We start from the raw sequence: 19,783 nt of genomic DNA, 5'->3' as shown, positions 1-19,783 counted from the left end.
TCGTCGACGTGGCGAGCAGGCGCTCACCCTGATTGTGGTTCAGCCGCCGGTCGCTTGCCGGCATGGCATGCATTATTGTCGCTCGACAATACTTACTAGTAAGTAAGTTGTCAACGCAAGCCATCGTCCGGATGTGCTCATGCACCGCGCATCCGCGCTCACCCTGCTTGGCGTGTACAGGCAGGCTGCTTACACTGTGTCTTTTCTGCCGGATAATCCATGCCCCTGCCCCGCCCGCTGGCCAATCTGCTTGCCCTGCCACCCTTGCTGGCTGCCGGCAGCTTTGCACTCACCGACAACCTGTTCTGGCCGGTACTGCTGTATCTGGCCATGAGCCTGCTGACCTTTGCCGTCTATGCCTGGGACAAGCGCCAGGCCATTAACCATGGCCGCCGCACACCGGAAAAAATACTGCACTGGCTGGAAATGCTGGGTGGCTGGCCGGGCGGCCTGCTGGGGCAATACTGGCTGCAGCACAAATCCAGCAAGGGCAGCTATCAGCTGATGTTCTGGCTGATCGTGCTGGCGCACTGGCTGCTATGGGGCTGTTGGATAGCCTGGCGCTGGCATATGGCGCATCCGGTCTAGCCGGTACCTCCCTGTACGGCTTTGAGTACCCGCTCCAACCAGATCTGCAGATCGGCCACCACTTGCTCGCGGTTGGTTTCATTGAACATTTCGTGACGACCACCGGGATAGACCTTGCTGCTGACATCCAGCAGGCCGGCGTCGCGGTAGCGGATTTCCAGCTGACCCAGTGCCAGCCGACCCAGGCTGACCGGATCGCGGCTTCCCGCCAGCAAATAAACCGGACAGGCGCGCGGCAGACTGCTGCGAGCATCGGCCTCTCCCTGCTCCAGCGCGATGATGCCGCCAAACAGGTCCGCCCACAGTCCGGGCGTGGGGTCAAAGCCGCATAGCGGATCAGCCTGATACGCTGCTACCTGTGCCGTATCGCGCGACAGCCAGTCAACACGGGTGCGCGCCGGAAAGAAACCCAGATTGAAACTGCCGAAAATCAGCCGGGCCATGAAGGCGGATGGCAGATTGGCCCCGCCCAGCTTGCCGGCAAGCCGGGCCAGCTGACGCAATACCCAAGCCAGCGGACGCTGCCGGTAACCGGTAGCCGACAACACCAGCCCAGCCAGTTGTGCGCCATGCTGCAGGAAATACTGCCTGGCGATGAAGGAACCCATGCTGTGGCCCAGCAGGATGAGCGGCAAACCCGGATGGTGGCTGGCAATGTACTGGCGCACGCTATCCACATCAGCCACCACCTTGTCCCAGCCATCGGCGGCGGCAAACCAGCCATGATGGGCCGCATGGGGGCCGTGGCCGCGATGGTCATGGGCATACACGGCAATGCCGCGCTCGGCCAGTTGCAGGGCCAGCGGCTGGTAACGCGCAGCATGTTCGCTCATGCCGTGGCAGATCAGCACTACGGCGCGAACGGCCTGCGTGGCGGGTGGCTGCCAGCAGCAGCCATGAATGCGGTGGCCATCAGCCGCCGGCAGGGTGAAGTGCTCCATGTTTTCCTCGTCGCGCTCTGCGCTCCGCTTGCCCGGGTACGGGGTATGGAGCTGCATTGATGATGCAGCCATCATGCGTCCTGGCCCACTACTGTCGCAAGCAAAAAACCGGGCAGCCGTGGTGATGCCGGACCAGCAGGGCCAGCTCGCCGCTAAAGGGCAGGCAGCAAGGCAATGGTCAGCATCAGGGTGGGGGTCCCTAGAATGGTACTGCACAGCAATGTGGCGCCCGACAGGGCATAAGGCAGTCGCTGGTTCACCCCGAACAGGATGCCAAAGAAGCCAGACGGAATGGCAGCCAGCAACACCACCGCCTGTGTCACTTCATGCGGTAACGCCAGCAACAGGGCCAGCCCGTAAACCAGTACCGGGTGTACCACGTTTTTCAGCACGGCACTCAGCAGGATGTGCCAGTCCAGCCGGAAAGGCTGGGCAGAAACCAGCAAGCCGGTGACAAACAGGGCCAGCCCCCCAACGGCCACACCCATCAGCGAGAAAGCAGCACGCAGATAATCCGGCAAGGGCCATTGCAACAAGGCCAGCAGGGTGCCCGCCAGCGGTGCCAGCACCACCGGATTACGCAGGATGTTCACCAGTGCCGTCAGCAGTGGCCAGCGCTCGCCTCCTGCCGCGGTGGCTGGCTTGTCCTGCAATAACAACAAGGTCAGCGGCGAAATGATGACACTGCCGGCAATGATTGCCACTGCCACCGCCAAGGATTCTGTGGGTGAAATCACCGTGGCAAGGAGGGGAATGCCTACCGCTGCATAGTTGGGCAGTGCCACCGTACAGGCCTGTACTGCCGCCAACGGAGGTTTTTGCCGCCACAGCAGCCGCTCCAGGCCGTAACTGAGACCGAACAGCAACAGCATGGACAACACCAACAAGACAAACAAGGGCAGCTGCTGCTGCAACATGCCGAGCGAGGCAGTGGCCGTGGTCAAAAACAAGGAACACGGCAGGGCAAAACGCATCAGCAGGCTGTTGAGTGATTCGATATGCACATTGTCTACACGCCGTCGTTTGCCAGCATAAAAACCCAGCCCCAACACAAAGAACATGGGCAGTAAAGACAGAAGGATGGTGTGCAGCATGATTTCCCCGGCTTCAGAATGAGGTTCGCCCCGCTGTGTCAGAGCACCATGGCGCATGGTGCATGGCAGGGCAAAGCCGGTCCAGCGGTGCCGGTCAGGCCGGGAACGCTGGCAGACTGTCCAAAACAACGGGAGACAAACAGGAGGGAATGTGACTAATCCATCGTGCCGCCGCGTGCAGAACTACAGCATCAGGCTAGCATCCTGGCCGGGTCGAAGTGCGGATTGGTCAGTGAGGTGAGCACATGATCACGCCAGCTGCCATTGATATACAGGTAATCACGCGCCAGGCCTTCTTCGACAAAGCCCAAGCGCTGCAATAAGGCAGCGCTGCGCTGATTGTGCGGCTGGTAATTGGCTTGCAGGCGATGCAGGCGCAAATCGTCAAAGGCAAAACGGATGATCTCGCTGACCGCCTCGTGCATCAGACCCTGCCCTTCCAGCGCGTGGTCGATGCCATAACCCAGATGGGCCGCCTGGAACACACCACGCACGATATTGCTCAGGCTGATGGTGCCCACCACCTGTTGCGGCGCGTCGGGCAGGGTCAGCAGGTAGCGCGCGCACACGCCTTGCTCCCAGCCCAATGCCTGCTGACGCAGCTGCATGGTCCAGTACAGCTCGGTAAAGAACATGTCGCCGGGCTTGGGGTCCCAGGCAGCAAAATGCTGCCGGTTGCGTACCTGATATTCCAGCATGGGCAGCGCCATACTGATGTTGGCGGGTCGCAAATGCAGGCGCGGGGTGACCAGCACGGTTTGCTGAGTGGTCATGGCTGTCTTTCGGCAAGGACACAGGAGCCAGCAGTGTAAGTGCAGGCTGGCCCAAGGCTCAAGCGGCCTGCCATGCAACAACGCCCGGACGGGCCGGGCGTTAGGTCTTGCTGCGTTGCGACTGGCGGCTTAGTGGCCGGTCAGGCGTTCCAGTGCTTCACGGTACTTGGCGGCGGTTTTTTCGCGCACGTCCAGCGGCACGGCCGGGGCCGGGGCCTGCTTGTTCCAGCCGGAGGCTTCCAGCCAGTCACGCACGAACTGCTTGTCGAAGGACGGCGGATTGGTACCGGCAGCATAGCTGTCGGCCGGCCAGAAACGGCTGGAATCCGGGGTCAGCGCTTCGTCCATCAGCACCAGGGTGCCGTCTTCATCCAGACCGAACTCGAACTTGGTGTCGCAGATGATGATGCCGCGCTTGGCGGCGAATTCGGCAGCCGTCTTGTACAGCAGGATGGCGGTGTCACGCACCTTGGCAGCCAGCTCGGCACCAACGATACCCACGCACTGCTCGTAGCTGATGTTTTCATCGTGATCGCCCACAGCCGCCTTGGTGGACGGGGTGAAGATGGGTTCGGGCAGCTTGCTGGATTCCTGCAGGCCGGCCGGCAATGCAATGCCGCACACGGTGCCGGACTTCTGGTATTCCTTCCAGCCGGAACCGGCCAGATAACCACGTACCACGGCTTCGATCGGCACGGCCTTCAGGCGCTTGGCCACCACGGCACGGCCTTCCACTTGCGGCAGGTCTTCGGCGGACACCACATCTTCCGGCTTGTCACCGGTCAGGTGGTTGGGCACCACGTCCTTCAGGGTTTCAAACCAGAAGTTGGAAATGGCGGTGAGGATCTGGCCCTTGGCCGGAATCGGATCGTCCAGAATCACGTCGAAGGCGGACAAACGGTCGGTGGCGATCATCAGCATGCGCTTGTCGTCGATCTCGTACAGATCGCGTACCTTGCCGGAGTAGATTTTCTTCAGGCTTTTCAGATTAGTGGTGTTGAGTCCGCTCATGACACGTCCTTGCTAAAGGCTGGGCCACCCTGCCTTGTGGGCGGGCTGGCGATTTTGAAAACTGCTCAGCTCCGCAAGCAGCCTGTCGCCGGCTTGCAGAGCTGGAATGGCTTACAGCGTATCCTTCAGCGCCTCGGCCTGCTCCAGTGCCTCGTCGGCAGTGGCGGCCATCACGTTGAAGTGGCCCATCTTGCGACCCGGGCGCGCCTGCTTCTTGCCGTACAGGTGCAGCTGGGCATTGGGGGCCTCGGCCAGCACGTCCCAATTGGGTTCGCGGCCGTCTTCCTTCCATACATCACCCAGCAGGTTCACCATCACCACCGGGCTGAGCAGGTCGGTGCGGCCCGGCAGCAGGCCGCACATGGCGCGTACTTGCTGCTGGAACTGGTCGGTAAGACAGGCCGTCAGGGTATAGTGGCCGGAATTGTGCGGGCGCGGGGCGATTTCATTCACCACCAGACTATCGTCGGCCAGCACGAAGAACTCCACCGCCAGCACGCCGACGTAATCCAGCGCTTCGGCCAGGCTTTGCGCCATCTGCTGGGCAGAGGCCGCCAGCGCCGGAGCAATGCGTGCCGGGACAATGGACACGTCCAGAATGCCGTTTGCGTGGCTGTTTTCCGCGACCGGAAACACCGCCATCTGCGCCGCACTGACGCGGGTGACAATGGCCGATACTTCCAGCTTCAGGTCCAGCATTTTTTCCAGCACACAGGCCTGACCACCCAGATTGGCATAGGCGGCGCGGGCTTCGTCCTGAGTGCTGACCCGTACCTGGCCCTTGCCGTCGTAACCCAGACGGGCAGTTTTCAGGATACCGGGCAGGTAGGGCGTGAGGTCGACCTGAATGTCTTCCACGCTTTCAATGGCCAGATAGGGCGCGATCGGCAGACCGGCCTTGTTGATCCAGCCTTTTTCGGCAATGCGGTCCTGGGCGATGGCCACGCAGTCGCCGGAAGGAGAAACGCGCGTGGTACGCGCCAGTTCGCGCATGGCGTCGGCATTGACGTTTTCAAACTCGGTGGTGACGGCGGCACAGGTCTGCGCCAGCGTCTTGAGTGCAGCGGCGTCGTTGAACGGTGCGCACAGGTGCACGTCGGCAAACTGGGCGGCCGGGGCATTGGCGTCCGGGTCCAGCACCGTCACGCGGTAGCCCATGGTCTTGGCAGCCACGGCAAACATGCGGCCCAGCTGGCCGCCGCCGAGAATTCCCAGCATGGACGGTGGCAGGATGGCCGCCATTTATTCCACCTCCGGCAAGGTCATGCCCAGCACGGTTTCTTCCTGGCGCTTGCGGAAGGCGATCAGTTTCTCGGCCAGTTCCGGCACGGCATTGGCCAGCATGGCCACGGCAAACAGCGCAGCATTGGCGGCACCGGCTTCACCGATGGCAAAGGTGGCCACCGGGATGCCCTTGGGCATTTGCACGATGGACAGCAGCGAGTCTTCGCCACGCAGGTATTTGGACGGCACCGGCACGCCCAGCACCGGCAGGTGGGTCTTGGCGGCCAGCATGCCCGGCAGGTGGGCAGCACCGCCGGCACCGGCGATGATGGCTTTCAGACCGCGCGCGGCAGCGGTTTCTGCGTATTGGAACAACAAATCCGGGGTACGGTGGGCGGAGACGACGCGGGTTTCGAAAGCGACACCGAAGTCCTTCAGCACGCGCGCGGCGTTCTGCATGACTTCCCAGTCGCTGTTGCTACCCATCACGATGCCGACTTCAATCATGGCGGTGAAGCTCAGGGAGGAATAAAGACGTGATTTTACCTGAGAGCCGGCTGGGGCCGGAATGGTTTTTTATTTTGATATCAAGACAGTTGCGACAACTGTCGCAAGCGCTGTCTCTGGCTCAGCCCGGACGCGGATAGGTAAACAGCAGCAGATGGACGGTATTGAAGGCCAGATGCGCCAGTGCCGCCAGTGCCACCTGACGGGTGGCGGCGTACACCAGGCCATAGCCCAGGCCGGCCAGCGTGGCCAGCCCTACCCAGCCCCAGCCACCGGCCACATGGGCGGCACCAAACAGCAGCGAGGCACCAATCAGCGCGGGCAAGGGCTCGATGCGATTTTCCAGCCAGCGCTGCAGGCCATGGCGAAACAGTGCCTCTTCCGGCAAGGCCGTCAGGAAAAAATTGGCAAACAACCAGGGCAGAATCCAGGCCGGTAGCTTGGGAGCATAGGCAATCAGGCCGCTTTCCTGTGCCAGCGCCAGCACCAGCATCAGCAACAGCAGGCCAACCGCAGCCACAGTGCCACCCCAGGCCCGGCCCCGGTGCGGGGCGTCGTGCAGGCCCAGCAGCAGCAGCCAGCCGGCCACACCTTTGTCAAAACTCCAGAACAGCCGGTACACCTGGCTGTCTGGCGTCGCCCGCCCCTGCCATAACAAGGGGTTGTCGAAACCGGGCAGCGCATGCAGGGCCAGCGCCAGCAAGAGTGCCAGCCACAGCACCCGCCATTCCGGGCGCGGAAAACGGTAAACCACATAGCTCAAGCTGCCGGCCACCGCCAGTGCCAGCAGGCCCAGCGGTTGCAGCAGCCCGCACAACAGCGCCAGGCCAATCGCCCCCAGGCCAGCCAGCATGGAGGAGCGCGGCAGGCCCAGGCACTGCAGCAGCAGGGCAATGGCCAGCCAGCCAAAGCTGGCCAGTTCGACGGTGGCGGGTAGCATCATGGGCATGCGCAGCCGCCCGGCCAGCGCAAGGAGTGGCCGGGCGCTAAAGGCTTACATCTTGGTGAGCTGCTCGCGCGCTTTCTGGGCGGCGGAGCTGGACGGATACAGCTTGATCAGGCGCTTGAGCGTGGCCTTGGCAATATCCACTTGCCCCAGGTCGCGCTGGCAGTTGGCCACATTGCGCAGTGCATCCGGTGCCTTGGGGTTGTCCGGAAACTGCTCGGCAAAGCGGCGGTGGATTTCAATGGCGGCGTCGTACTGGCGCTGGGCGGTATGGGCAACGCCCAGCCAGTACAGGGCATCGACGGCCTGTGGCGCATTGGGGTTCTGCTGGATGTACAGGCTGAGCGCGGCGGTAGCCTTGGGGAAATCACGCGCGCGCAGCAGATTGAGTGCCTTGTCGTAATCCGGGCTGGTCTGGGTATCGGCCGCAGCAGGCTGGCTGGCTGCCGGCTGGCTGGCATTCTGCTGGGCGGCGGCCTCCTTGCCGGCACTTTCCAGATGGGCCAGACGGCCATCCAGATCGTTATACAGATCGTTCTGGCGCTTCTGCGTGGTTTGCAGATTGTAATTGGCCACTTCCACCTCGCCGCGCAGCTTGGCCACTTCGGCTTTCAGGCTTTCCATCTGGTTGACCATTTCCAGCAGCTTCTCATTGGACAGCTTGCTTTCCACTTCAGTCAGGCGCGCGCTGGCCTGACGATTGACCTGGTCAATCTGGTTGCGGGTGGCTTCGATATCGCTGGTGGTGGCGCAGGCAGACAGGGTAAGCAGCAGCGCCGCGCTGAGGGCAAGCCGTTTCATGGGGCAGTTCTCGGTCCGTTGCATACAGGTTGGCCGGACATCATAGCAGCCTGAAGTGTATTTCTGGCTAGATGTCCGGCCTGATTGATCCGGCATGGCGGCACACCGCTTAAAGTGTGCCGCTGCTTGCCTTACTCGCCGTTGTACAGAATGTCGGCGCGGCGGTTTTCGGCGTAATCAGCCTCGGTGCTGCCGGTCGCCTTCGGTTTTTCCTTGCCCAGGCTGACCGCCTCAAGCTGCTGGTCCTTCACGCCCAGCACTTCCAGCGAGCGCTTCACGCTTTCGGCACGACGCTGACCCAGGCCCAGGTTGTATTCGCGGCTGCCGCGCGCATCGGTATTGCCCTGGATGATTACCTTGCGATCGGCGTGATCCTTCAGGTAGCCGGCATGGGCTTCCACGGTGGGCTTGTCGCTGCCCTTGACGGTGGAGGAGTCAAAGTCGAAGTACACGCTGCGCTTGGCCAGCGGGCTGTTCGGATCGTGCAGCGGGTCTGCAGCCAGCTTGCCCTGGTTGCTGCTGCCGGTATCGGCCGGGGCCTGTACCTGGCTGGCGGCACCGGCATTGTCGGTATTGCTGGTGACAGCAGCCGGTTTGGTGCTGGCGCAGGCGGCCAGCAGGGTAACCGTGGCGGTGCCGAGTACGAGTTGTTTCCAGTTCATGCCTTCGCTCCTTGGATTTGAATGCATTACATCATTGCGGATTGTTGAAAGGGCCCCATGACGGGTCCTGCACTTCACCATTAATCACTGCCAGTCTTACCTTGCTGCTGCCATCCAGCGTGGTGGCATACAGCACGCTCTTGCCGCCGGCATCGCTGGCATACAGCACCATGCGGCCATTGGGCGCAAAACTGGGGCGTTCGTTGTAACCACTCTCCGACAGCGCACGCACATCACCGGTGGTGAGGTCCTGCGCCATCACGCGAAAACGGCCCGCCTCGCGCCGGATAAAGGTCAGCGTGCGACCATCAGGCGACACGCGCGGCGAAACGTTGTAGCTACCTTGCCAAGTAACGCGCTGGGCCTGCCCACCGCTGACAGCCATGCGATAAATTTGCGGGCCGCCGGTGCGGTCGGAAACAAAATAGATCTGGCTGCCATCCGGGGTGAAGGCCGGCTCGGTATCAATCGCATCGCTATAGCTGAGACGACGCGGCGGCCCGCCCAGGGTATTCACCAGATAAATCTGCGAATTGCCAGTTGTGGTCAGCACCACCGCCAGCTTGCTGCCATCCGGGCTCCAGGCCGGGGCGGAATTGCTGCCCTTGAAGTTGGCCACCGCGCGGCGCTGGCCGGTGGCCAGGTCCTGCACCCACACTACCGGCTTCTTGCTCTCGAACGACACATAGGCCAGATAGCGGCCATCCGGACTCCAGCTAGGCGAGATGATGGGCTCCCTGGAACGCAGGATGGTTTGCGCCCGATTGCTGTCCACATCAGTGATCAAGCCCACTTGCAACTGATAATTGCGACCATTCTTGACCACATACACCACCCGGGTATTGAAAATGCCCTTCTGCCCGGTAATCGCCTGGTAAATCATGTCGGCAATGGTGTGCGCAACTTCGCGGCCACGGTCTGGCGTCACGGTGAACTCACCGGAAGTCAGCTGTTTCTTCTGTGCCACGTCCATCAGCCGGAAGCTGATTTTCACCTGCCCACCGGCCACCGGCTCTACCTTGCCGATGGCGATGGACTGCGCAGCAGCTGCCTGCCACAGCGGGTAGCGGATGTCGGCCGGCTCCACCGGCACATTGGCGATGGCCGAGCCATCCACCATGCGGAACACGCCGGACAGTTCCAGATCGCTGCGGATGATGGGGGTAAGCGCCTCGCGCATGCGCGTGGTTTCATCCTTGAACGGCACCACGGCAATGGCATGTTTGCTGGCACCACCGCCAACGATCTCGATGGTCATTTCCGCGTATGCGCCACGGCCGGCCAGCAAGACAAACATTAGCAATGCCTTAAACAGAGTACGAATGTCCGGCATGAGTTCCCTCTGAATATAAAATTTCCTGAAAACCATTCATCTGCCTGCCGGCCTACTGCCGGGGGCGGAATTCCATCTTGAACTGACGATAGCCATCGTTGAAATTGGCTCCAGGCGGCAGGCTGGGGAAGGTATGTGCCTCCCAGATAGCCCGTTGTACCGCTTCATCATAAGCCTTGCTACCGCTTGAACTGAGCAGCTGCACCTTATTGACCTCCAGCGAAGGCAGCAGGGTCACCTGCACCCGCGCTACCGGATTGCCGGCCAGATCGGGTGGCACCTGCACCAGCGTGGTGATCTTGGCCTTGACCCTGTCCATCCAGCCGCCCTTGGCAGCCGCCGAACCATTCACCGCGCCACCGGCCACGCCATTGGCACTGCCTGCCTGGGTGCTGCGGGCATTGGCCTTGTGGCCGGTATTCGGACTATCCAGCGAGGACAGCAGATCATCCGCCTCGTTGTTATAGGTTTTCGACTGTTTGCTGCCCTTGCCCGGCGTGGTGGCTGGCGGCAGCTTGGCGGTTTTTTTGTCCGTCACGACTGGTGTAACAGGCTTGGCCGGCGCTTTTTCCACCACTTTGGCTGGTTTTTCCTGCTTTTTCGCAGGCTCCGGCGGTTTGACTGGCGCGGCCTTTACCGGCTCGGGCTTGGGTTTTTCCGGCAGCAGCTTGTGTACCGGTTCCAGCTTTTTAGGCGGTTCGATTGGCGGCTTCACCAGGTGCTGTGGCTTGGGTTCAGGTTTTTTCCTGCTACCCAGATTCACCTCGGCGGGCGGTTCTGGCGGCGGTGCCGGCGGCGCTTGCACCGGTACGGTCCGCACCGGCTTGGCAACGGCCTGTGGTTCGACTACGGCAGCCGGCGCGGGCGGCGGGCTACTCCACAACTCCAGCGCCAGCGGCACTTCCCTGCTGGGCTGCTTGCTGGCAAGACCGGCCCACAGCATCAGGGCGATGACCACCCCGTGCAATAGCAGCGAGGCCAGTACGGACCAGGACGGGGAGCTTGAATCGGTACGCTTCATGCCTTATTGATGATTCTGCTGCTTGACGGTGAGGGCCACGCGCTTGATGCCGGCCTTGTGCAGGTCGTCGGCCACACCCACCACTTCGGAATACTTGAGGTCTTTGTCAGCCGAAATGGCCACCGGGCGGTCGGCACCGGCCAGCAAGGCGACCACTTGGGCAGCCAGCGTGCTACGTGATTCCACCACCGTCACCTTGTCGCCATCCTTGATTTCCAGCTTGCCCCCGGCATCCAGCACCACTTCCAGCGGCGGTGCATCCAATGCTGCCGCCTGGGATACGCTGGGTACCTGAATCACCCCGGGGGTGAACATGGGGGCCGTCACCATGAAGATGACCAGCAACACCAGCATGACGTCGATGTAGGGCACCACGTTCATCTGGTTCATTTGACGGCGGGGACGGCGGTTGAGCATGACAATCCAGACCAAAGTTCAGCTTGCCATCATAGCACCGCAGCCAAAGAGGCCGGATGACAAACAATCTTGCTTAACAAAAAAGGGGTCTGACCAGCAGCGCCACCATAAAGTTCTCATCCGGCAGGCGGGCTGGGCCAAGGCTCACAGCCGGGTACACAGGGTAAGGCCGTCGCCAATTGGCAGTACGCAATGGCGGATGCGCTTATCCTGCTGCAGCCGGGCATTGAAAGCATGCATCAGGTGTACGCCAGGCGGATCGTTCGGGTGTGGTGCCACGACACGGCCAGACAAAAAGATATTGTCGATGGCGATGACGCCGCCGGGCCGTACCAGTTGCAGGCAGGTATCGAAGTAATCCTGATAAGAGGGCTTGTCGGCGTCAATGAATGCCAGGTCGAACTGACCGGCCTGCCCCTCTGCCAGCAGCTGCTGCAAGGTCAGCAGGGCGGGCTGCAACTCCAGCCGGATTCGCCCGGCCACCCCGGCGCGCTGCCAGTAGTCGCGCGCGATGGCGGTGAACTCTTCACTGACATCGCAAGCCACGGCCTCGCCATCAGCCGGCATGGCCAGCATGGCGGCAAGCATGCTGTAACCGGTGAAGACACCGATTTCCAGATAGCGGCGCACGCCCATCAGTTGCACCAGCCAGCCCATGAACTGCCCTTGCTCGGGGGCGATCTGCATTTTGGCCATGCGGTGGCCCGCGGTGAATTCGCGCAGTTCACGCATGACCGGGTGCTCGGTCAAGCCAATGGCCATCAGATAATCATGCAAGGTGCCGTCCAGCGGCACGGTACGACTGGTCATGGGTAGTCTCGGAAAAATGACAAAACGCCCACTGGACAGACCGGGCCGGCATGGCAGGCCAGTCCGGTGGCAACAGGGGGCGTTTGGAAATGGCCTCGGCGGCGGCCGGGCCGGGGCTGCTTATTCCGGCTGGTAGACGTAGGGCTTTTGCGCTACGCGGGATTCTTTCCAGCGGCGCTGGTCGTCCAGGCTGACATTGCGGTCCCACAGGGTGAGGCGCAGTTCGCGGCGCTGCTGGTCTACTTCCGGATTCTTGTCCAGAAATTCGCTCATGAATTTGGTGAAGTCGGACTGGTACATGGTGTTCCCCTGGCTATGATCGCAGGATTCTAATCGATAAGCGCCGGCACTGACCACGGTATTGCCGGATATTTGGCCACAGCGGCGGCACAAACACCACAGCAGCAGCTAGCTGCGCGGGATGGCGGGCGATTTGTCGCCGTACATCTTGCGATCGGCAACATCAAGCAATTCCTCAATCAGCATGCCGTCCTCGGGATAATAGGCAATACCGATGCTGACCCCCAGCCGGATGGTGTGACCGTCCACGTCATAAGGTTGCTGAATGGAGTGCTTCAGGCGCTCAACCACCCGGTCAGCCTCGCGGTTGGATTCAACATCCTCAATCAGTAGCACGAACTCATCCCCACCCAGCCGGGCCACGGTATCTTCATTGCGCATAATGGCCAGGATGCGGGCGGCAATCAGCTGCAACACCTTGTCACCGGTGGCGTGGCCATAGCTGTCGTTCACCGGCTTGAAGCGATCCATGTCGAGAAACAGCACCGCCAGTCGTCGGTCGCTACGGTTAAGCCGTGAAATGGCGTGCTGCAGGCGGTCATAAAACAGGTTGCGGTTGGCCAGCCCGGTAAGGCGGTCGTGATTGGCCAGATAAAACAGATGGCTTTCGCGCCGCTGCTGCCGGGACAGCAGTCCCCAATAAAAACGCAGCCCGACCGCAAGCAGCAGCAATACCAGCAATGACTGGCACAGGATGACGGCACGCTCGAAACCGGTGAGCAGATACCAGCCCAGCGGCCAATCCATGCGCAGGGTAAGCGGCTGCGATTCATTGCCCACAGGTCGCTCCAGTTGCAGGCGCGGGAAGCCCAGTGTTTCCAGCCAGCCATGCGGTTTACCAGCAACGTCCACATAGGCTGGCTGCTGGCTGGCCTGCGGCCCTCTTGCCAGAATCCTCATGCTCAGCCCGGCTGGCAGTGCGGTATCGGCCGGGCGCAGATAATCGGAACGCAAAGCCAGGGCGACAAACTGCTCGGGGGTCTGGCCGCGCAGCAATAGTGCGCTGGCATTGACAGGCTGTAGCAGCAGATGGCCCCGGTAGCCCTCGCGCAAAATGAATGAGACCGACATGGCGGTGCGGCCAAAGCGCCGGGCATCCTGGAATGCCGTATGAAACCGCGGGTCATGGACAATGTCAGTACCCAGCAGCGGACGTACGGCCTGGTTCAGCGGCAGGATGGACACCACCGGGTAGTATTCTGTCTGGAACGGCAGGGGGTAGATCAGCGTCTGCCCGGACTGGGCGTAGGCATGCAGCTTGAAATCACTACCCCAGCGTGCCTGCATCTCCTGCATCCAGGCCGGCAGATCCTGCTGGCGAACGCGCTGGATACGCTCCAGCGACACCAGCTGCGGATAGCGCTCGGCCATCTGACGCACAAAAAGCTGTTCCTGCTCGCTGGCATGCTGGTGATCGAGCATGGTGAAGGCGGCATAGCTGTCCAGAATGGTCTCGTTAACCAGCAGCTTCTGGTTCAACTGTTCGGACAGGCGTACACCCAGCATGTCGAACTCCTGCTCGGCGCTGATCACCGCCCGGCTGAGAAAAGCCATGGAGATCAGTGCACTCAGCAATAGCCAGAGCAGTACACATGCCAGGGTGGCCAGTTTTATCCGCATGGAGCAAGGACTGGAAAGGGGGAAAACGGGAATTCTATAGAAAGGGCGGCGTGCTGGCGCAAGTAATCCGTAGCCAGCAGGAAGAGTTAAGTAGTTACACCTAGACGTATTTGCCCTTACTAAAAAGCCCTGCCGCTAGCTGTCTAAACTAGCTGCTTGTCTTACGCAGTCCGGCCCGGATGGCGGACAGCTGACGCCGACTGACTGCCAGTGGCTGAGCGATGTCTCGCAGACGCACACCCCACTGCTCCTCCACGCCATCGCCCAGACGCAGCAGCTCTTGCAGGGCGTGGCGCATCACCAGGCAGTTGCGGTGAATGCGCAGCACGCTATCGCCCAGCCGCTGCTCCAGCGCCACCAGTGAGTCATCCAGCAGATATTCACCATCCGACGTCACCAGGCTGATGTATTTTTGCTCAGCCTTCAGGTAGCGCACGGCAGAAAAGGGAATATTCAACAACCGGTCGCGGTGCCGCACGGTGAAATGGGCTTCGATGGCTGGGCGCTTGCCACAGCGGACTGCTGCTTTTTCCAGCGCCTGGCGCAAGCGCTCCAGCCTGACGGGCTTGAGCAGGTAATCGGCGGCATCCAGCTCGAAGGCATCCACGGCGTACTGCTCGTGTGCCGTGGTGAACACCAGCTGCGGCACCAGCGGCAACTGGCGCAAGCTGCGCGCCAGCTCCACCCCGCTGATGCCGGGCATGGAAATGTCCAGCAGCAGGACATCGACCGAGTAGCGCGCCAGCCAGTGGCTGGCTGTCTCGGCATCGCCCAGAGCCGCCACCGTAGTGGCACCGCACTGCGCCACCTGGCCGATCAGGCGTTCGCGCGCCAGCGGCTCGTCATCCACCACCAGTACGCGCAGGCCGTTTACAGTACCCATTGTGGCTTGCCCAGTTTTTCTACCAGTTGCCGCCAGGCCTTGAGGATCTTCTGGAACTTGTTGTTGGTGGGCGCCTGTTCGCGCACCTGCACCAGCATGTCGTAGGCACGGCGCATATGGCTTTCGTGCCAGCCATTGCCATGCACATAGGCCATGGTGGCATTAGCCAGGTTAAGCATCACCTGCACATTGTGCGGCATTTCCTCATGCGCTTTGACAAAGCGTTCGATGGCCTGCTCGAAGCGACCTGCCTGTGCCTCGCGCACCGCCTGGTTGTTCAGCTCCAGCACCGACTGCACGTTTTCGGCAATCAGCTGGCGGCCCATATCGCCCAGCCCGACTTCCTCGAACAGGCTGCCAATGGTGGACAGCAGCTCTTCGTTATCGTGGTTGTTGCGCACCAGATCGCGCATGGCGGCATTACCGCTGTCCTGCTTGCCCTGGGCATAGCAGGCACGGGCAAATTCCATTTGCGCCTCGGCCGGCAGGTTGCTGCCCAGCTTCTGGTAGGCGGTTTCGGCACTGGCCAACAGGCTGCGTGCCTTTTCGTGATTACCCATGCGGTTCTGCAACTGGCTGTCGATGACATTGCACATCCACTCGCCTGTCTCGTTGTAGCGGTAATCACGCCGCAAATTACCCAGGGTGCGGGCGGCAGTGCCGGTTTCACCGCGCGCCATCTGCACCCGGGCCAGCATGGCGTAATGGGTAGGACTGCGATGCCAGGTGTACTTGGCGATATTGAGGGTTTCTTCACTGGCCGCCTCAGCGGTTTCCAGATCCTTGTTCATCATGGCCACTTCGGCCAGCTGCTTTTGCCGGCGCAACACCACCGGCGACAGGGTTGTTGCCTTCTCCAGCGTGCTTTGCGCACCGGGCAGATCGTGATGGATACGATGCAGCTTGGCCAGCCAGTCATAGGCTTCCATCACCCTTTCATTGTCGGCCAGTACTTCTTCGAACAGCAGCTTGGCTTCGTCATAGGACTTCAGCCCGGTGAGCGATTTGGCCAGCCCCAGCTTGGCCCAGGCCAGCGGTTTGAGGCGCAGCACTTCCATATAGAGGTTGCGGGCGGTGTCGAAGTCACCGATCTTCTGCGCCAGGCTGCCCTTGAGCTTCATGAAGTCCAGGGTGAATTCGCCACGCTGGCTGATCTTGCGGCTACAGGCATCGATGGCGGCCAGGTATTCATGCCGCATGATGGCTTCGTCCACCATGCGGAAGGCCTCGCGCCGGCGCATGGCTTTTTCCAGCCGCTGGCTGAGCACTTCGCCGGTAAAGGGCTTGAGCAGGTAATCATCCGGTGCCAGTTCGGCGGCGGAGATGACGCGCTGGGCGCGGCGCTCGCCGGTGACAATCATGAACACACAGGACTGCTTGATCAGGTTGCGCTCCTTGACCTCTTCAAACAGGTAGAGGCCGTCATAGCCATTACCCAGGTCGTAATCGCACAGCACCACGTCGAATTCGAACTTGGCCATCTTGGCCAGCGCATCGCCGGCCTTGCTGGCATATTCGACCTTGTCCGCGCCAAAGGAGGCCAGGGTCATTGCCAGGGCCCGCTGCATTTCGGGCAGGCTGTCGATGATCAGAAACAGCCGGCTGGCATACGGGTCCTCGTAAGGACGGCGCGTGCTCTCGGCACTGCCCTGACCGGCAGTCAGGCTCTGATAGGTGGTGGAGGGTAGCTTGTCACTCATGGCGTCATCATTGGCCAGCCTGGCTGGAATGTCATTATTCGGCGGTCAGTTTGGCGTAACGCAAATCAAGCCACTTCAACCCGTGTTCGGCAAAATTGATCTGCAAACGCACATCACTGCCACTGCCCTCGGCATTGATCACGACGCCAGAGCCAAACTTGGCGTGGCTGACGCCCTGACCGATGCGAAAGCCCTGCAGCGACATGGCCGCTGGCGGTGCGCTTACCTCATCCAGCCAAGGGGCGCGACGCGGGCTTGCCGGCGGCACAGGTTTCACTGTAGCAGACAGTACCCGTACCAGCTCGGCTGGAATTTCCTCGACAAAGCGCGAACGGATGGGGTAGCGGCTCTGACCATGCAGCATGCGGCTCTGGGCGCAGCTGAGGTACAGCCGTTTGCGGGCACGGGTGACAGCCACGTACATCAGGCGGCGTTCTTCCTCCAGGCCCTTGCTGTCGTTCATGCTGTTTTCGTGCGGGAACAACCCTTCTTCCAGGCCGGACACAAAGACGGCGTCGAACTCCAGGCCCTTGGCGGCATGCACCGTCATCAGTTGCAGTGCGTCCTCACCGGCTTCGGCCTGGTGCTCACCCGCTTCCAGGCTGGCGGCGCTGAGGAATTCGACAATGGCCAGCTCCGGCTGATCCGGGAAGAAACCGGCCGCGGCGCTCACCAGTTCGTCCAAGTTGGCCAGCCGCTCTTCGCCTTCTTTCTTGTCCTGCTCGTACATGGCGCGCAGGCCGGAGTGGTCGATGATCAGGCTGACGGTTTCCGCCAGCGTCATGTCAGTGCTCTTGTTGCGCAAGGCTTCGATCAGCAGCACGAACTCGCCCAGCTTGGCCGCAGTGCGGCCACCACCGGCAGCACAACAGGCCTGCCACAGGGTAACACCCTGCTCGCGGCTGACGGCCTGCAGGTTTTCCACCGTGCGGGCACCGATGCCGCGCGCCGGTACGTTGATCACGCGCAACAGGGCGTTGTCATCATCCGGGTTGCTGACCAGACGCAGATAGGCCAGCGCATGCTTGACTTCCTGACGCTCGAAAAAGCGCAGGCCGCCATAAATGCGGTAGGGCAGCTGGGCATTCACCAATACATGTTCCAGCACCCGTGACTGGGCATTGGAGCGGTACAGGATGGCCATGTCCGACAGATTCATGCCCTCACGTTGCAGGTTCTTCACCTCGTCGATAATGAACTGGGCTTCATCGCCATCGGAGTAGGCTTCGTACAGGCGGATCTGCTCACCCTCGCCGGCATCGGTCCACAGATTCTTGCCCAGGCGGCCATCGTTGCGTTCGATCAGGGCATTGGCGGCATTGAGAATGGTGCCCACCGAGCGGTAGTTCTGCTCCAGCCGCACCGGCTCGGCCACCTGGAAGTCACTCAGCAAGGCGCGCATATTGCCCACTTCCGCGCCACGGAAGGCGTAGATGGACTGGTCGTCATCGCCCACGGCAAACAGCACGTTGTGCTCGCCGGACAACAATTTGAGCCAGGCGTATTGCAGGCGGTTGGTATCCTGGAACTCGTCCACCAGAATATGACGGAAGCGGCCCTGATAATGGGCGCGCAAGGCGGCATTGGCCTGCAGCAGTTCGTAGCTGCGCAGCAGCAGCTCGGCAAAATCCACCACGCCTTCGCGACGGCACTGGGCGTCGTAGGCGGCATACAGCTCCACCATCTTGGCCTCGTACGGCGTCAGCGCCGGCGGCAGGCGGTCGGCCCGCAGCCCGGCTTCCTTGTTGCCGTTGATGAAGCTTTGCACGGCACGCGGCGGATATTTTTCGTCTGACAGTTCCAGGCTTTTGAGCAGGCGCTTGATGGCGGCTTGCTGGTCGGCGGAATCCAGAATCTGGAAAGCCTGCGGCAGGCCGGCATCGCGGTAGTGGGCACGCAGAAAGCGATTGCACAGTCCGTGGAAAGTGCCAATCCACATGGTGCGCACATTCACCGGCACCATGGCACCCAGCCGGGTGTGCATTTCCCGCGCGGCCTTGTTGGTAAAGGTGACTGCCAGAATGCCGGAGGGATTGACCTGACCGGTGGCAATCAGCCAGGCAATGCGGGTGGTCAGTACCCGCGTCTTGCCACTGCCGGCACCGGCCAGCACCAGCGCGCTCTTGGCAGGCCAGGTCACGGCACGCAGTTGTTCGTTATTCAGTCCGGCGAGTAGCTCACTCATGGCAGGGTTTTCTTCAAGGCAAGTTAATGCGCGCATTTTACACGAGCTGACTGCTGTGGACGGCCATGTGGTCACGCAATGCTCACAACGACGTGCTGCAATGAATGCCAAACAGCTTATCGCTCTTGCCTGCCCTTGGCCGACAGGTTAATTTCCTGGAAACAACCCGCCTCGTTGCCCATGCGCCTTGCTCCCGCTTTCTTGCTAGCCCTCTTGCTGTTACCTGCACACGCAACCGGGATCACCGCGTACACAGAAGAGCTGCCGCCATTGAATTTTCAGCAAGGCGGGCAGCTTACCGGCTATGCCAGCGAGCTACTGGCCGCCATGGCAGCACGGGCTGGCATCCCGCTGCATCAGCAATTACTGCCCTGGGCGCGCGCTTATACGCTAGTGCAGAACGCACCCGACACCTTGCTGTTCAGCACAGTACGCACCAGCGAGCGCGAGCCGCTGTTTCGCTGGGTTGGCCCTATCAGTCCCCGGCGCATCTATTTGTACCGACTGGAGAAACGGCACGATATCCGCCTGAGCCATAGCGGGCAGCTCAGGCAATTGCGCATCGGCACCTTGTTTGCATCGGCCTCGCAACTGCAGCTGCAACAGCTTGGCCTGCCTGTTGGAACCGGACAGGACAGCACGCATAGCGATGCCGCCAATCTGGCAAAACTCAAGCTGGGCCGGGTAGATCTGATCGCCATGCTGGACTGGGCCATGCACTGGCAATTGCAGCAAGCCGGGCTGCCGGAACGCATGGTAAGGCCGGCAGCGCTGCTAAATGGGCAGGGTCAATACTGGTATGCACTCAATCCACAGACACCGGATGACACGGTAAACCGTTTGCAGACTGCGCTGGATGATTTGGTCAGGGCTGGCCATGCCCAGCGGCTACGCCAGAAATACATGGGCCGGGAAAGCATCCCGACCGGTATTGCCGACTTCAGCCCGAATAAAGACTGAGCTGGCC

20 protein-coding genes are annotated in these 19,783 nt (G+C 61.4%); 2 read left to right on the top strand and 18 right to left on the bottom strand.

All coding sequences use genetic code 11. The features are described from left to right. Positions 1-219 precede the first annotated feature (219 nt). Complete coding sequence (locus tag QVF59_RS12730) at positions 220-588, top strand: DUF1294 domain-containing protein (protein ID WP_159880061.1); 369 nt, start codon at positions 220-222, stop codon at positions 586-588. On the opposite strand, the gene QVF59_RS12725 is transcribed toward QVF59_RS12730, so the two are convergent. The 18 genes from QVF59_RS12725 to uvrD all read right to left on the bottom strand — a co-directional run bounded on the left by QVF59_RS12725 (position 585) and on the right by uvrD (position 18,816). After that, positions 585-1,601 (bottom strand): alpha/beta hydrolase, encoded by a 1,017-nt coding sequence (locus QVF59_RS12725; RefSeq protein ID WP_287880367.1) that lies wholly within the window; start codon positions 1,599-1,601, stop codon positions 585-587. The two genes, QVF59_RS12730 and QVF59_RS12725, sit on opposite strands and share 4 nt — an antisense overlap. Before the next feature lie 80 nt (positions 1,602-1,681). Continuing rightward, the gene (locus QVF59_RS12720; RefSeq protein WP_287880364.1) at positions 1,682-2,623 is read right to left on the bottom strand and encodes an AEC family transporter; all 942 of its coding nucleotides are present in this window, start codon (positions 2,621-2,623) and stop codon (positions 1,682-1,684) included. Positions 2,624-2,814: 191 nt separating this feature from the next. Next, positions 2,815-3,396, bottom strand: coding sequence for a GNAT family N-acetyltransferase (locus QVF59_RS12715; RefSeq protein ID WP_159880065.1), 582 nt, complete (start codon positions 3,394-3,396; stop codon positions 2,815-2,817). 129 nt (positions 3,397-3,525) lie between these two features. Beyond that, positions 3,526-4,407, bottom strand: coding sequence for a phosphoribosylaminoimidazolesuccinocarboxamide synthase (locus QVF59_RS12710; RefSeq protein ID WP_287880361.1), 882 nt, complete (start codon positions 4,405-4,407; stop codon positions 3,526-3,528). Positions 4,408-4,518: 111 nt separating this feature from the next. After that, positions 4,519-5,649 (bottom strand): 5-(carboxyamino)imidazole ribonucleotide synthase, encoded by a 1,131-nt coding sequence (locus QVF59_RS12705; protein WP_287880359.1) that lies wholly within the window; start codon positions 5,647-5,649, stop codon positions 4,519-4,521. Then, entirely contained in the window at positions 5,650-6,138 is a 489-nt protein-coding gene (purE, locus tag QVF59_RS12700; protein WP_287880358.1) for a 5-(carboxyamino)imidazole ribonucleotide mutase, read from the bottom strand. It lies immediately after the preceding gene. A 121-nt stretch (positions 6,139-6,259) separates the two neighbouring features. Further along, a complete protein-coding gene (locus tag QVF59_RS12695; RefSeq protein WP_287880356.1) occupies positions 6,260-7,087 on the bottom strand; it encodes a CPBP family intramembrane glutamic endopeptidase in 828 nt (275 codons plus the stop codon). A 45-nt stretch (positions 7,088-7,132) separates the two neighbouring features. Further along, on the bottom strand, positions 7,133-7,885 hold the full coding sequence (ybgF, locus tag QVF59_RS12690; RefSeq protein WP_159880071.1) for a tol-pal system protein YbgF: 753 nt from the start codon (positions 7,883-7,885) through the stop codon (positions 7,133-7,135). Positions 7,886-8,016: 131 nt separating this feature from the next. Then, positions 8,017-8,547 (bottom strand): peptidoglycan-associated lipoprotein Pal, encoded by a 531-nt coding sequence (gene pal, locus QVF59_RS12685; protein ID WP_159880072.1) that lies wholly within the window; start codon positions 8,545-8,547, stop codon positions 8,017-8,019. 31 nt (positions 8,548-8,578) lie between these two features. Then, a complete protein-coding gene (tolB, locus tag QVF59_RS12680) occupies positions 8,579-9,844 on the bottom strand; it encodes a Tol-Pal system beta propeller repeat protein TolB (RefSeq protein WP_240902540.1) in 1,266 nt (421 codons plus the stop codon). Positions 9,845-9,932: 88 nt separating this feature from the next. Continuing rightward, positions 9,933-10,901, bottom strand: coding sequence for a TonB family protein (locus QVF59_RS12675; protein ID WP_287880354.1), 969 nt, complete (start codon positions 10,899-10,901; stop codon positions 9,933-9,935). A 3-nt stretch (positions 10,902-10,904) separates the two neighbouring features. Continuing rightward, on the bottom strand, positions 10,905-11,318 hold the full coding sequence (locus tag QVF59_RS12670) for a biopolymer transporter ExbD (protein WP_287880352.1): 414 nt from the start codon (positions 11,316-11,318) through the stop codon (positions 10,905-10,907). A gap of 144 nt (positions 11,319-11,462) precedes the next feature. Further along, positions 11,463-12,128, bottom strand: a complete 666-nt coding sequence (locus QVF59_RS12665; protein ID WP_287880351.1) for a class I SAM-dependent methyltransferase — start codon at positions 12,126-12,128, stop codon at positions 11,463-11,465. 120 nt (positions 12,129-12,248) lie between these two features. Then, positions 12,249-12,428 (bottom strand): DUF3460 family protein, encoded by a 180-nt coding sequence (locus tag QVF59_RS12660; RefSeq protein WP_159880077.1) that lies wholly within the window; start codon positions 12,426-12,428, stop codon positions 12,249-12,251. 108 nt (positions 12,429-12,536) lie between these two features. Continuing rightward, positions 12,537-13,982, bottom strand: a complete 1,446-nt coding sequence (locus QVF59_RS12655) for a sensor domain-containing diguanylate cyclase (protein ID WP_159880078.1) — start codon at positions 13,980-13,982, stop codon at positions 12,537-12,539. Between the two features lie 214 nt (positions 13,983-14,196). Further along, positions 14,197-14,931: a LytR/AlgR family response regulator transcription factor gene (locus QVF59_RS12650; protein WP_159880079.1), complete on the bottom strand. Its 735-nt coding sequence runs from the start codon at positions 14,929-14,931 to the stop codon at positions 14,197-14,199. Continuing rightward, positions 14,919-16,631, bottom strand: coding sequence for a tetratricopeptide repeat-containing response regulator (locus QVF59_RS12645; RefSeq protein WP_159880080.1), 1,713 nt, complete (start codon positions 16,629-16,631; stop codon positions 14,919-14,921). The genes QVF59_RS12650 and QVF59_RS12645 overlap by 13 nt, the downstream gene beginning before the upstream one ends. A 34-nt stretch (positions 16,632-16,665) precedes the next feature. Further along, positions 16,666-18,816, bottom strand: coding sequence for a DNA helicase II (gene uvrD, locus QVF59_RS12640; RefSeq protein ID WP_287880347.1), 2,151 nt, complete (start codon positions 18,814-18,816; stop codon positions 16,666-16,668). A 180-nt stretch (positions 18,817-18,996) separates the two neighbouring features. Here uvrD and QVF59_RS12635 point away from each other — a divergent pair, with 180 nt between their 5' ends. Then, a complete protein-coding gene (locus QVF59_RS12635; protein WP_287880346.1) occupies positions 18,997-19,776 on the top strand; it encodes a substrate-binding periplasmic protein in 780 nt (259 codons plus the stop codon). Positions 19,777-19,783: the final 7 nt, after the last annotated feature.

It is taken from the genome of Aquitalea sp., assembly GCF_030150775.1.
Lineage (GTDB): Bacteria > Pseudomonadota > Gammaproteobacteria > Burkholderiales > Chromobacteriaceae > Aquitalea > Aquitalea denitrificans.
This window is presented reverse-complemented; position numbering and strand designations above follow the sequence as displayed.

What these genes read in the sequence shown, in the direction of transcription:
- QVF59_RS12730 (WP_159880061.1), top strand. Translation starts at nt 220, where the DNA reads ATGCCCCTGCCCCGCCCGCTGGCCAATCTGCTTGCCCTGCCACCCTTG.
- QVF59_RS12725 (WP_287880367.1), bottom strand. Translation starts at nt 1,601, where the DNA reads ATGGCTGCATCATCAATGCAGCTCCATACCCCGTACCCGGGCAAGCGG.
- QVF59_RS12720 (WP_287880364.1), bottom strand. Translation starts at nt 2,623, where the DNA reads ATGCTGCACACCATCCTTCTGTCTTTACTGCCCATGTTCTTTGTGTTG.
- QVF59_RS12715 (WP_159880065.1), bottom strand. Translation starts at nt 3,396, where the DNA reads ATGACCACTCAGCAAACCGTGCTGGTCACCCCGCGCCTGCATTTGCGA.
- QVF59_RS12710 (WP_287880361.1), bottom strand. Translation starts at nt 4,407, where the DNA reads ATGAGCGGACTCAACACCACTAATCTGAAAAGCCTGAAGAAAATCTAC.
- QVF59_RS12705 (WP_287880359.1), bottom strand. Translation starts at nt 5,649, where the DNA reads ATGGCGGCCATCCTGCCACCGTCCATGCTGGGAATTCTCGGCGGCGGC.
- purE (WP_287880358.1), bottom strand. Translation starts at nt 6,138, where the DNA reads ATGATTGAAGTCGGCATCGTGATGGGTAGCAACAGCGACTGGGAAGTC.
- QVF59_RS12695 (WP_287880356.1), bottom strand. Translation starts at nt 7,087, where the DNA reads ATGCCCATGATGCTACCCGCCACCGTCGAACTGGCCAGCTTTGGCTGG.
- ybgF (WP_159880071.1), bottom strand. Translation starts at nt 7,885, where the DNA reads ATGAAACGGCTTGCCCTCAGCGCGGCGCTGCTGCTTACCCTGTCTGCC.
- pal (WP_159880072.1), bottom strand. Translation starts at nt 8,547, where the DNA reads ATGAACTGGAAACAACTCGTACTCGGCACCGCCACGGTTACCCTGCTG.
- tolB (WP_240902540.1), bottom strand. Translation starts at nt 9,844, where the DNA reads ATGTTTGTCTTGCTGGCCGGCCGTGGCGCATACGCGGAAATGACCATC.
- QVF59_RS12675 (WP_287880354.1), bottom strand. Translation starts at nt 10,901, where the DNA reads ATGAAGCGTACCGATTCAAGCTCCCCGTCCTGGTCCGTACTGGCCTCG.
- QVF59_RS12670 (WP_287880352.1), bottom strand. Translation starts at nt 11,318, where the DNA reads ATGCTCAACCGCCGTCCCCGCCGTCAAATGAACCAGATGAACGTGGTG.
- QVF59_RS12665 (WP_287880351.1), bottom strand. Translation starts at nt 12,128, where the DNA reads ATGACCAGTCGTACCGTGCCGCTGGACGGCACCTTGCATGATTATCTG.
- QVF59_RS12660 (WP_159880077.1), bottom strand. Translation starts at nt 12,428, where the DNA reads ATGTACCAGTCCGACTTCACCAAATTCATGAGCGAATTTCTGGACAAG.
- QVF59_RS12655 (WP_159880078.1), bottom strand. Translation starts at nt 13,982, where the DNA reads ATGGCTTTTCTCAGCCGGGCGGTGATCAGCGCCGAGCAGGAGTTCGAC.
- QVF59_RS12650 (WP_159880079.1), bottom strand. Translation starts at nt 14,931, where the DNA reads ATGGGTACTGTAAACGGCCTGCGCGTACTGGTGGTGGATGACGAGCCG.
- QVF59_RS12645 (WP_159880080.1), bottom strand. Translation starts at nt 16,631, where the DNA reads ATGAGTGACAAGCTACCCTCCACCACCTATCAGAGCCTGACTGCCGGT.
- uvrD (WP_287880347.1), bottom strand. Translation starts at nt 18,816, where the DNA reads ATGAGTGAGCTACTCGCCGGACTGAATAACGAACAACTGCGTGCCGTG.
- QVF59_RS12635 (WP_287880346.1), top strand. Translation starts at nt 18,997, where the DNA reads ATGCGCCTTGCTCCCGCTTTCTTGCTAGCCCTCTTGCTGTTACCTGCA.